This window comes from Pedobacter jeongneungensis (assembly GCF_000633455.1).
Classification (GTDB): Bacteria; Bacteroidota; Bacteroidia; order Sphingobacteriales; family Sphingobacteriaceae; genus Pedobacter; species Pedobacter jeongneungensis_A.
Window position 1 is genome coordinate 32,420 of sequence record NZ_AYMG01000037.1, and the last position, 10,975, is coordinate 43,394.

Consider the following 10,975-nt stretch of genomic DNA (forward strand, 5'->3'; position numbering starts at 1 on the left):
TCCGTGGCTGAAACTTACTTCTTTATAAAAGATTTTCCCAGATCAGTGGCTAAAAAATTCTCTGCTTCATCATGATCTGTTGATAAACTCACTTCCATCCATTTTTCCATTTCGGCAGTTCTTGCAGCATCGGCCTGTTTCAGTAAGCCAATGGCCTCGCTACCCAATACCAAATGTACGGGTGGCTCAGGGCTTTCTACCAGATCAATCATGACTTTTGCAGCCTTTTCCGGATCGCCCATTGGCACAAAATTGCCACTTTTAAAGAAATCAGAACGTTTTTCGACCGAGTTTTCATAACCTTCCACGGCAGGTGCATAAGTCATTGAATCGCCTGCCCAATCCGTACGGAAACCACCTGGCTCTACACTGGTAACATAAATACCTAAATCTACCACCTCTTTTGCCAAAGCTTCGGTAAAGCCACCCAAACCAAATTTTGCAGCCTGATACATGCTTAAACCTGCATTGCCCACACGGCCACCTACCGAACTGATCTGCAAAATCCTGCCCGAGCGTTGTTTGCGCATAAATGGCAATACAGCACGGGTAATTTCGATTGGTGCATATAAATTGGTTTCCAGTTGACTACGTACCTGCTCTTCGGTAAAAGCTTCTGCCGCGCCAATAATCCCAAAACCGGCGTTATTTACCAATACATCTATTCTACCAAAATGTGCTATGGCAGCCTCTACCGCTAAATTAACCTGATCGTTATCGGTAACATCTAAAGTGATCGGCAAAACCTGATCACGATATTTTTCTACCAAATCTTTTAACGCTTCGGTATTTCTTGCCGTTGCAGCAACCAAATCCCCTTTTGCCAATACCTGTGCGGTTAGGCTACGTCCCAATCCGCGGGAGCTACCTGTTATAAACCAAACTTTTTTCATTTTTTCTATCATTTATAAATCAAAGGTAGGTTGAACAGCAAGGGAAAGCTTTGCTAAAAAGCTCAATTTACTTTGTTAAAAAGCTCATTTATTTTTATTGGAACCTTTTTAGGTGATATAATGTTAAATCATGGTAATCAGTTAAATACTTTATGACTAAGACAAATAAAAAAGGCAAAAAGAAAAAGGACAAAAAGAAGGGCAAGAAAAACAAACTAGGCGTTAAAAATTCGCTGGTGAATAACATCAATGCCAGAAAGAAAAAGGGTAAATCTCGATCGAAAAAGAAATCGAAAATCAGTAAAAAGGCTTATAAGAAAATGCAGAAGGGCTGGAAAAAGTAGTCCATTTGTAAATGCTGTGTCTGTTTTTTTTATAAACACAGTTTCTTAAATAAAAAGAACCTTATATTTGTAAGGTAAACTTATAAGTTTTACTTACAACAATGAGCGCAAAAAATAGTCATGACATCGCTTCACAGCTTCGTCCTGTTCTAACCAGACTGGTGAGAAAGATGCGGAAACTTTCGCCCATCGATACCCCATTATCGCAAACAGAAAGAGCAGTGTTGGTCTCCTTAGAAAACCAAAGCCTTTTATCGGCAGAGCTGGCTGTGATCGAAAAAATAACACCACAATCAATGGGACAGGTGATTACACATTTAAATTCACTTGGCCTGATTGAAAAAACCCCATCAGCAACCGATAAACGTAAGGTGTATCTTTCCATTTCAACATTGGGAAAAGAAATGATCCAGCAGGTGCGGAATGAGCGTGATGAATGGTTAAGTAAGGCCATTGCAGAAGTTTGTAATACACAGGAACAGGAAATTTTAAAAGCAGCAATTGGCCCTTTGGCTAAACTTGTTGAATTTTAAACATATGAAAATCAGCACATTTAATGCCTTTAAAAGCCGTAACTACAGGTTATATTTCGGTGGCCAGTCTATTTCCCTAATCGGGACCTGGATGCAAAAAACTGCCGTGAGCTGGGTAATTTATTCCGAAACCCATTCTAAATTTATGTTGGGCTTAACGCTTTTCGCCAGCCTGTTCCCTTCATTTATCTTTTCTTTTTTGGGTGGCGTGGCTTCCGACCGTTATAACCGTTACAAATTATTGTTGATTACCCAGGTGGCTTCCATGATACAGGCGGTATTGTTAACGCTCTTAATTTTCTTCAGGCATTACTCGGTATGGGAAATTATTGCTTTAAGTGCTTTATTAGGGCTGATCAATGCCTTTGATGTTCCCGCAAGGCAATCGCTGGTTTACGAAATGGTAGATGATAAAGCCGATCTGCCCAATGCCCTGGCACTAAACTCATCGATGGTAAATTTATCAAGGTTAATTGGCCCGGGTTTAGCCGGATTAGCATTAGAAAAATTTGGCGATGACATCTGCTTTGGATTAAATGCGGTAAGTTTTATTGCGGTTATCGGTTCCTTATTAATGATGAAACTGCCGAAATATATTGCCAAGCCGGGCACCAAAAATGTAGTGGAAGAACTAAAAGAAGGTTTTGCCTATATCAGGAAAACGCCTTCTATCAGCATCATTTTGATGATGCTGGCGCTGATCAGCTTAACGGTTTTACCCTTTAGTACGTTAATCCCGGTTTATGCCAAAGATATCTTTAAAGGCACCGCTTCCACCTTCGGCGTAATTGACAGTGTGATAGGGTTAGGTGCCTTTTCTGGTGCCATCTTTCTGGCTTCGCTAAAACCAGGAAGAAATCTTCGAAAAATATTGGCGATTAATACCCTCATTTTTGGGTTAGGCCTGATTTTATTTTCACACACCACCTATTATCCCATCGCATTGGTTTTTGCGACCATTTCGGGCTTCGGCATGATGTCGCAGATTACCATTAGCAATACCCTGATCCAAACTACGGTTGATCCATCTATGCGTGGCCGTGTAATCAGTTTTTACGCCATGGCCTTTTTTGGTATGCAACCACTGGGCGGATTGCTCGTTGGTGGTATCTCCCAATGGATCGGCACACCTGATACGGTTTTATTGGAAGGTGCAATTGCCCTCATCATTGGTGCATTTTTATACCGGAAACTCCGGAAAGAAGAAATCAAAAACACCTCCATCAAACCAGAAATTAATCAGCTCGAATTAGAAAAAGTTTAATTTAAATCAATACAAAAATGATTACTTCAATAGATAAAAAAACAGCTTTAGTGCTCATCGATCTTCAGAAAGGGATTTTACAATTTCCGGTCGCAAAACCTGTTAACGAAATTTTAGAAAAGGCCGCAGCATTAGTTTCGGCATTTCGCAAGGCAAATCTGCCTGTTGTAGTGGTAAATGTTGATCCGACAAAATCACTTCTCAATAACCTACGCACTAATGCCAATGCAAAATTTACCAGTTTTCCATCGGAATGGTTCGAAATTGCACCAGAAATTAAAACCATTGAAGGTGATATTTTCATCACTAAAAATGCATGGAACGCTTTTACAAACCCCAATCTGGATGTTGAATTAAAAAAAAGAGGCATTACCGGAATTGTATTGGCCGGTATTTCTACTAGTGTGGGTGTTGAAGGGACCGCAAGGGCAGCCAGTGAGCATGGATATAACATTACTTTCGCCGAAGATGCCATAGCAGATACCAATATCGATGCGCACGAACATAGCGTAAAACTTATCTTTCCAAGATTGGGAGAGGTTGGTGAGACAGATAAGATTATTGAGGTATTGGCGGCCCACATGTAAAATGGGCATGGAGGCAGCTGCGGTATGTCGTTATTCCCAACTTAATTGGGAATCTTAATGCAAAATGATTGTTATTTCATAAGCATTAAGATTCCCGCATGCGCGAGAATGACGACAAATCTAAATATAATTAATTCCATTTATCCGTGTCTCACCGACCAAAACCTTATCGCTTCGGCAGCACATTATTTTCTTTTGCCCAAGCCTGCCATTTTGCAGTCAGCTCTTTTACCTTATCAGGATGTTGCGAGGCTACATCATTCAGCTCTGTTTTGTCACTTTTAATATTGTAAAGGTGCCAGGTAGAATCATCAGATAAATTCACCATTTTCCAATCTCCGGCACGTACGAAACTTGCATTAAAATGCTCGTTAAATAAAGTTTCGTGTCCCTTTGAAACTTTTCCTTTTAAGGCAGGCACCAGGCTCAGACCTTGCATCGGTTTAATTGTATTCCCTTTATAATTACTCGGGTATCTGGCTTTGGCCAGTTCGACAAATGTGCTCATAAAATCCATCACGTGCCCTACTTGATCCGTGTAACTACCTTTTTTGGCTGTGATTCCTTTTGGCCAGAAAGCAATCATTGGCGTATGTACACCACCTTCATAAGATTGGGCTTTTGCCAGTTGATAAGGTGTATTGGCAACATTTGCCCAGATTGGTCCAATAGAAGTATAACTCGTCTGCGGACCCGGCATTACCCTTTTATAAATGGGATAAGCAATTTTTTCCCCTGCCCTTGTTTCACTTGGCCGGTCAAAACCCGGCCCATAACGCATGGCATCTTCCGGACTGGCACCGTTGTCACTTAAAAAGATGATCAGCGTATTATCCAGTTGATTGGTTTCTTTTAAGGTTTTAATGATCCGGCCAATACCCTGGTCCATCCGATCGATCATAGCTGCATGTACGGCCATCGCCATTTCATCAAAAGCTTTTGTTGGATTATCTTCCCATTTCATGGTTGATTTCCGTAGAGATAATGGAGCTGTTTTAGGGTCAATCAATCCCATCGATACCATCTTTTTGTATCTCGCTTCCCGGATGGCATCCCAGCCCACTTTGTAAGTATCTTTATACTTAGCAATGTCTTCGGGTTTTGCCTGTAATGGCCAATGAGGGGCGTTTTCGGCAACATAAAGAAAAAAAGGTTTATTACCTTTACTAAATTCGCGGATGTAGGTGGCAGCCGTATCATTAATCGCATCGGTATGGTAATAATCTTTGGGCACGTCTTTAATTGGGGTGGTACCGCTTACCAAACTGAAAGGATCAAAAAAATCGACTACTCCCCAGAGCGTTCCGAAGAATTTTTCAAAGCCTCTGCTGGTCGGATATTGATCAATTGGAGAAAATAATGGGAAAGAAGTTTTATGGTTCAGCCAATCCAGTTGTGCCTTTGGCGTAGGCTGTTCAATGGTATTGGAAACATGCCATTTGCCAGACATGGCCGTTCTGTAGCCTGCATCTCTTAATACCTCGGCCAATGTTACCGTATTTTTGGTGATGGCCCCACGGTATCCTTCCACACCTCTATCAGTAGTCATTTCGCCAATACCTGCATTGTGGTTATAAAGTCCGGTTAATAAAGCAGCCCTTGTTGGACAACAGCGTGAGGTATTGTAAAAGTTTTTGAACCGAACCCCTTGACTGGCCAGATAATCGATGTTAGGCGTTTTAATTTCGCCACCATAGCACCCGATGTCGGAAAAACCTAGATCGTCGGCAAGGATTACAATGATATTTGGCCGTTTATCTTCCGATTTTTTAGGTTTTGGTTTGTAGGTAAAAGCGGATAAGACACCGATCGATCCGATTAAAAACAGACTTGAATATTTGGTAAATGTGCGCATCATAACTCAAATTAAGATAAAAATCCGAGAGTGCCGATTTCATCAATTAATTTGTTGCAAATACAGCTAAATCGTTTTATATATTATCATTTAGAACGCAGTGAAGAACTGAGAAGGTAATCATGGATGCGATTAAAACATAGATGGAATAATAACTTTAAGTTTTCGGTTATTGCGGATATCCAATAAACATGTAATATTACTATCAAAAAGATATTAGTATCCAAAAGGATAGTGGTATCCTTTACGAAAGCATATACCTTTGCATCATGGGACCAGCAAAAGAACACCGTAGTAAAGAGGCTTGTACAGCCAGCTTAAATGCAGTAAAAGATGCACTTTATGTATTAAATGGTAAGTGGAAACTGCCTTTAATCATCTCTTTACAGGAAGGGCCAAAACGGTTTAATGAAATCCAGAAGTCGGTTGGAGAAATTACACCAAAAATTTTATCAAAAGAGCTGAAGGATTTAGAGTTGAATGAATTCGTAGTGCGCAAAGTATTTTCTACTACTCCTGTTACGGTAACTTACGAGCTAACACCTTACAGCGAATCGCTGGATAAGGTAATTAATGAGTTGAGAGAATGGGGCTTAAAACACCGCGAAAGATTGGTAAAAAACAGAAAAACTGAGCCCATTTTAGAAGCAATGAGTGCTTAATCGGGTTTGTAAATTGCTAAAAAAAGCAAAAAACTGATAATGATAAAATTCGGCTATCTTTGTGCAAAATAAAATCGATGGCGGTATTACATAAAAAAGAAGAAAAAATTCAGGCAGTGCTGGGTAGGTTGCCTAAAAAATATACGGATGAACAATTTGTAGAGATGTTTATCAGACTTTACTCTAAAGATTGGGGTAAAATTAAATCGGCTTATATTAAACAATCTCAGGATAAGGAGCGGGGAACAATTATTAATATGCCTAAACCAGAGGTATATTTAAAGCAGGTTTTAGCCAATTACCTGCAACAAGATCATGCTCCTAAAGCAGAAGAAATTAAAGAAGAGGTTGTTGAAGCACCAGTTGTTGAGGCTAAAAAAGTTAAAGCACCAGCCAAGAAAAAAGAAGCAGTAGCGGAAGAAGTTCCTGCGGAGGTTAAAAAAGCTAAAGCGCCTGCAAAAAAGAAAGCTGAAGTAACTGAAGAAACTGTTACAGAAGTGAAGAAAGCAAAAGCACCTGCCAAGAAAAAAGCAGAGGCCACGGAAGAAACTCCAGCCGTTGAAAAGAAAGCAAAAACCGCAGCGAAAAAGACTGTAGCAAAAAAATAAAAAATATTTTACACCGAATATAATAAATCGCCTTTTTGGTTGTTTATATATATGAGAGCGTTAATTTAGATGACGGGGATAGGTCGGTATGATCGATCCCCGTTTTTTTTGTCCCTTCAACTACGCTCAGGATGACAGTTTCAATAAAGCGATCGTCATCTCGACTGAAGCGCAGCGAAATGGAGAGATCTACCCCCCTCGGTCTGTGTCCTCACAGAACGAAATTTTACTCTTCAAAATGGTCTGTGGGGACACAGACCATGGGCGGTGGTTATAACTAAAAGTGGTCTGTGAGGACACAGACCACGGAAAAGCCGCTGAATCCTCAGCGACTTTACAATCAAACTAACGTATCTTATTTATCGATCATTTTGTAATAACGGACATAATCTACTTCCATTTTTTGTGGCCAGATACTATCATCAATACCATTTGCCCCGCCCCAATCGCCACCAACAGCAACATTTAACAACAGGTGGAAACGTTTATCAAAGGGCCAAACCTTGTAACCCGTTCCTTCATTGGTAAATTCAAATACCTTTACATCATCATAATAACCCCGGATGGCAAAAGGTGTCCAATCTACACGGTACAAATGGAAAGCTGTACTTGCCCCGTCAATTTTTTTGGTAATGGTTTTCTGGGTGTTAATTTTGAAATAATAAGCTTCGCTATGGGTACTAAAATGCACCATATCCTGGTCGTAGCCCACATGCTCCATAATATCAATTTCGCCCGATTTAGGCCAATCGCCATAAGCGCGGTCGGTTGGTAACATCCAAATGGCAGGCCATGTACCCTTTCCTGTCGGAAGTTTCGCTTTAATTTCGAAACGGCCATATAAAGCATCAAGTTTATTACGGGTTACCATACGTGATGAGGTGTAAGCCATGCCGCCCATATTCTCTTTTTTAGCGGTAATGGTTAATATTCCGTTAGCCACATTGGCATTATTGGTGGTATTGGTATAATATTCCAGTTCATTGTTTCCCCAGCCGCCACCTCCGGTATCGTAATCCCAATTGCCCGAAAGTGGTGCACCGGTGTTGGTAAATTCATCAGCCCAAGTTGGGTTTGATTCAAAAGCCCAGCCTTTATCAACAGGCGGTCCAACTACAGGCGGTACATAAACCAAGCCATCATCACCTCCCTTTTTTGAGCAGGAACTCAATGCCATTGCTCCAATTGCAAAAGCAAAAACCATACTTTTAAAATGCTTTACTGAATGTATCATCGTATTAATTTTTAAAATAGGGCAGTTTGTATGTTGCACAAACTGCCCGGTAAATCAGGCTTTACTTAAACTCAAAATCATCAATATAAAATATGCCCGGAGCAGGATGACCTTCGCCACCCAACTGAACCACTATTTTATCATATAACGTTTGAGCAGCCGAGCCCGAATAATCGAACTCTAACTGTACCCACTTATTGTAATCGGTAGCAGCAATCGTTTTAACAATTTCGATCTGTGTCGTATAAGCGTTGCCACCCAACAGCGAGTTTTGCAGCTTAACCGAAACTTTTGGCTGTAATGTTGTAAAATCGTTTCCTCCGGGGATGAAAACTTTTAAACGGACTTTGTTTTTTGCCGCAAGGTCAAAACGGTATGGTAAGGTTACATTGAGGTTTCCATACTGACCGTCATCGCCTGTTCTTTTTTCATAATAACCCACTTTTGCGGATGTATTAACAGGAAATTTGCCCGGATTATCGTAAGGACTTGTAAAGTTGATGTTCTCCGCCGTCCAGGTGAAGTTCGAAGTACCCTGAAAATCATCAGCAAGGTTTGCGGCCTGAATCGGCTTTTGCACAATTGGCCTTACGTAACCTTTTTTAACAAGTTTTAAATACCAGGCATTGCCACTGTTGGCTTTATCCAAACAGCGCAACCACATTTCGTTTTCATTTAACGATAAGATCTGATATTGCGAAACGCCAAGATAATAACCTATAAAACCTCCACCAGAAATGGTAATGTATTTCGCACCATTGGTTTCGGTAACCAGCCAGGTTAAATTGGTGGGTGGCGTATAATTTACCGTTGGATCGTTTGAACCTGTTGGTCCACCAATACCCGGCGCGTTAGATGCATTGGCAAAGGTTGTACCTTTATTGTCGTAGGTATATTTTAAGGCATTCATGTTGAAAGTCATCTCATCATCGTAAAAGCCCAGTCCGGCTTTCTCATCAGGACCAGCCTGATACCAGTCTGGCGTTTGAGAAGTTACAGGACCAACACCCAGATGTCCGGCCGATTTTTGATCGATTACCCAGGTAAAACCTGTAGCGTTTGCCAAACCTCCCGAAAGGGTAGTAAAAGCCGGGTCAGTTAACATGGCTGGGTTAGTAGCCGCAATAACCACCGATTTGGTACTCGAAACCGAACCTCCATCAGTAACAATGGTTAATTTAACAGTATAAGTTCCTGCTAAAGGATAGGAAGCGGTAACCGTATTACCATCGGCTGTGGCGCCATTACCAAAATCCCAAAGGGCCTTAAAACCTGGCGATTGATTAACCAAAGTAACAATATTGGCGTTGGTTGCAGTAGGCGTTACGCTAAACTTAACCTGATCGGCCGTGGGTGCAGCACCCAAATCTTTATCTGTATTTCCTTTTTTGCAGGCACTAAAGCTCAGCAAAAGCAGCAAGGTCATAAACCCGGCTGTTTGTTTAATGATATAATTTAATTTCATGATATATTTAATTAATTATAGCCTGGATTTTGTTTAATTACCCCTTTTGTAAGATCGATTTCCTGCTGTGGGATCGGTATAAATTCACTTTTGCCTGCTTTATAGCCCACCGGACCTAAAACGGTAACCGCTCTGCCACTGCGAACAAGATCAAAGAAACGGTGACCTTCAAAAGCAAGCTCTAACCTGCGCTCATTAAAGATGTTATCTAAAGTTGCAGGAACCGGAGTTAAACCTACTCTTGCCCTTACAGCAGTAAGCAGTTCTAATGCCCGGGTTGGATCGCTGTTTAACCTCACCAAAGCCTCGGCTTCCATTAAATAAGTATCGGCCAAACGCATTTCAATTTCATCAATTGGCCAGTTTAACTCGGCAGTACCGCTGTTTGAGCGGTATGCTTTTAAGGGCGCATATTTTTTAATGAAATAGTCGGTGTTTTGGTACCTTCCATTATAAGTTGCGCCTGTAGCTTTTAATGCAGCACCATCGATGATAGAAGTGGCAAATCGCGGGTCGGTTTTCATTGCATTAACTAAGCTTAGCGTTACCGGACAGAAACCCCAACCAGCAGAATATGTATCGCCATTATAGCTATCCATACCAACAAACTGTGTACCTACATTACCTTCGCCACCGTTAACCCAGCCCCAATCGCCCCATGCTGCTAAAGTAGAATGAGGAATTTCTAAAATTACCTCAGCATTAAATTTATTATCTGGTCTGAAGATATCGGCATAATTTGGCAATAAAGAATAACCATAAGCATTGCCAACTTTGTTGATATCGTTAAACAGAGTAGCTGCTTCCTGAAGTTTGGCATTATCGTTTTGGTATAGCAATACCTTTGCAAGCAATGCTTTTGCAGCCCCCATAGAAATACGGCCTTTTTCATTTGTGGCAACAGTTGTAGGCAAGGAAGGATAAGCATCACGAAGGTCTTTCTCCACTTGCGCATAAATTGCTGCCGGTGCAGATTGTTTTTGCGTATAAAGATCGGCGGTTGGTATGGTTGCCGTAATTAACGGAACATTGCCGAAAAACCTAACCAGATCAAAATAGAAATAGGCCCTTAAAAATTTAGCCTCCGCAGTTACCCTGGTTTTAAAACCTGCGCTTAGCGTTGTTGCTTTTGCAATTTTCTCTAAAATAATATTGGCACGGTTAATACCTGTAAAATTTTTACTCCATAAACCCACCTGTGGGCCCAATCTCGAATCCATGTTAAAGTTATCGTAAGCTACCCAACCTGGTTGATCGGAAGCATTACTGCCACCAGCAAAACAATCGTCGGAGGCGGCACTTAATAATGGTTGTTTCATGGTGTAACCACCAGTAGTACCCCATTGCATTACATCGTATACAGCTATTAAGCCTTGGTAAACCTCAGTTTCGTTACGGTAGAAATTTTCTTCTGTTGCAGTTCCTTTGGGTACAAGTTCTAAAAAGTCTTTTTTGCAAGAAACTGTTAATTGCATCATCGCCAAAATGGCAATCGAATATTTTATATGTCTAATTTTCATATCGCTCTTA

At 40.9% G+C, this 10,975-nt stretch carries 11 protein-coding genes; 6 read left to right on the forward strand and 5 right to left on the reverse strand.

Annotation, left to right across the window (positions count from 1 at the left end; genetic code table 11):
- Nucleotides 1-14: 14 nt before the first annotated feature.
- A complete protein-coding gene (locus U859_RS0127145; RefSeq protein WP_025146376.1) occupies nucleotides 15-893 on the reverse strand; it encodes an oxidoreductase in 879 nt (292 codons plus the stop codon).
- Nucleotides 894-1,045: 152 nt separating this feature from the next.
- On the opposite strand from U859_RS0127145, the gene U859_RS0127155 reads away from it, so the two are divergent.
- From U859_RS0127155 to U859_RS0127170, 4 genes are all read left to right on the forward strand, one after another.
- Nucleotides 1,046-1,237, forward strand: coding sequence for a hypothetical protein (locus tag U859_RS0127155; protein WP_025146377.1), 192 nt, complete (start codon nucleotides 1,046-1,048; stop codon nucleotides 1,235-1,237).
- A 101-nt stretch (nucleotides 1,238-1,338) separates the two neighbouring features.
- A complete protein-coding gene (locus U859_RS0127160; RefSeq protein ID WP_025146378.1) occupies nucleotides 1,339-1,770 on the forward strand; it encodes a MarR family winged helix-turn-helix transcriptional regulator in 432 nt (143 codons plus the stop codon).
- Nucleotides 1,771-1,774: 4 nt separating this feature from the next.
- Nucleotides 1,775-3,034 (forward strand): MFS transporter, encoded by a 1,260-nt coding sequence (locus U859_RS0127165; protein ID WP_025146379.1) that lies wholly within the window; start codon nucleotides 1,775-1,777, stop codon nucleotides 3,032-3,034.
- 17 nt (nucleotides 3,035-3,051) lie between these two features.
- A complete protein-coding gene (locus U859_RS0127170; RefSeq protein WP_025146380.1) occupies nucleotides 3,052-3,621 on the forward strand; it encodes an isochorismatase family protein in 570 nt (189 codons plus the stop codon).
- A 166-nt stretch (nucleotides 3,622-3,787) separates the two neighbouring features.
- Here the strand turns inward: U859_RS0127170 and U859_RS0127175 are convergent, their stop codons facing one another.
- Entirely contained in the window at nucleotides 3,788-5,479 is a 1,692-nt protein-coding gene (locus tag U859_RS0127175; RefSeq protein WP_025146381.1) for an arylsulfatase, read from the reverse strand.
- A gap of 266 nt (nucleotides 5,480-5,745) precedes the next feature.
- Here U859_RS0127175 and U859_RS0127180 point away from each other — a divergent pair, with 266 nt between their 5' ends.
- Nucleotides 5,746-6,138, forward strand: a complete 393-nt coding sequence (locus U859_RS0127180) for a winged helix-turn-helix transcriptional regulator (RefSeq protein ID WP_025146382.1) — start codon at nucleotides 5,746-5,748, stop codon at nucleotides 6,136-6,138.
- 128 nt (nucleotides 6,139-6,266) lie between these two features.
- Nucleotides 6,267-6,746, forward strand: coding sequence for a hypothetical protein (locus U859_RS32305; RefSeq protein WP_205314447.1), 480 nt, complete (start codon nucleotides 6,267-6,269; stop codon nucleotides 6,744-6,746).
- A gap of 355 nt (nucleotides 6,747-7,101) precedes the next feature.
- Here the strand turns inward: U859_RS32305 and U859_RS0127190 are convergent, their stop codons facing one another.
- The 3 genes from U859_RS0127190 to U859_RS0127200 all read right to left on the reverse strand — a co-directional run bounded on the left by U859_RS0127190 (nucleotide 7,102) and on the right by U859_RS0127200 (nucleotide 10,965).
- Nucleotides 7,102-7,980 (reverse strand): glycoside hydrolase family 16 protein, encoded by an 879-nt coding sequence (locus U859_RS0127190; protein ID WP_240183104.1) that lies wholly within the window; start codon nucleotides 7,978-7,980, stop codon nucleotides 7,102-7,104.
- Between the two features lie 61 nt (nucleotides 7,981-8,041).
- Nucleotides 8,042-9,445, reverse strand: coding sequence for a PKD domain-containing protein (locus U859_RS0127195; RefSeq protein ID WP_029986213.1), 1,404 nt, complete (start codon nucleotides 9,443-9,445; stop codon nucleotides 8,042-8,044).
- An 11-nt stretch (nucleotides 9,446-9,456) separates the two neighbouring features.
- Nucleotides 9,457-10,965 carry a RagB/SusD family nutrient uptake outer membrane protein gene (locus U859_RS0127200; protein WP_025146386.1) on the reverse strand — a complete coding sequence of 503 codons (1,509 nt, stop codon included), beginning with the start codon at nucleotides 10,963-10,965 and terminating at the stop codon, nucleotides 9,457-9,459.
- Nucleotides 10,966-10,975: the final 10 nt, after the last annotated feature.

Excerpts from the sequence above, each read along its gene's own strand:
- U859_RS0127145 (WP_025146376.1), bottom strand. The coding sequence starts at position 893 with ATGAAAAAAGTTTGGTTTATAACAGGTAGCTCCCGCGGATTGGGACGT.
- U859_RS0127155 (WP_025146377.1), top strand. The coding sequence starts at position 1,046 with ATGACTAAGACAAATAAAAAAGGCAAAAAGAAAAAGGACAAAAAGAAG.
- U859_RS0127160 (WP_025146378.1), top strand. The coding sequence starts at position 1,339 with ATGAGCGCAAAAAATAGTCATGACATCGCTTCACAGCTTCGTCCTGTT.
- U859_RS0127165 (WP_025146379.1), top strand. The coding sequence starts at position 1,775 with ATGAAAATCAGCACATTTAATGCCTTTAAAAGCCGTAACTACAGGTTA.
- U859_RS0127170 (WP_025146380.1), top strand. The coding sequence starts at position 3,052 with ATGATTACTTCAATAGATAAAAAAACAGCTTTAGTGCTCATCGATCTT.
- U859_RS0127175 (WP_025146381.1), bottom strand. The coding sequence starts at position 5,479 with ATGATGCGCACATTTACCAAATATTCAAGTCTGTTTTTAATCGGATCG.
- U859_RS0127180 (WP_025146382.1), top strand. The coding sequence starts at position 5,746 with ATGGGACCAGCAAAAGAACACCGTAGTAAAGAGGCTTGTACAGCCAGC.
- U859_RS0127190 (WP_240183104.1), bottom strand. The coding sequence starts at position 7,980 with ATGATACATTCAGTAAAGCATTTTAAAAGTATGGTTTTTGCTTTTGCA.
- U859_RS0127195 (WP_029986213.1), bottom strand. The coding sequence starts at position 9,445 with ATGAAATTAAATTATATCATTAAACAAACAGCCGGGTTTATGACCTTG.
- U859_RS0127200 (WP_025146386.1), bottom strand. The coding sequence starts at position 10,965 with ATGAAAATTAGACATATAAAATATTCGATTGCCATTTTGGCGATGATG.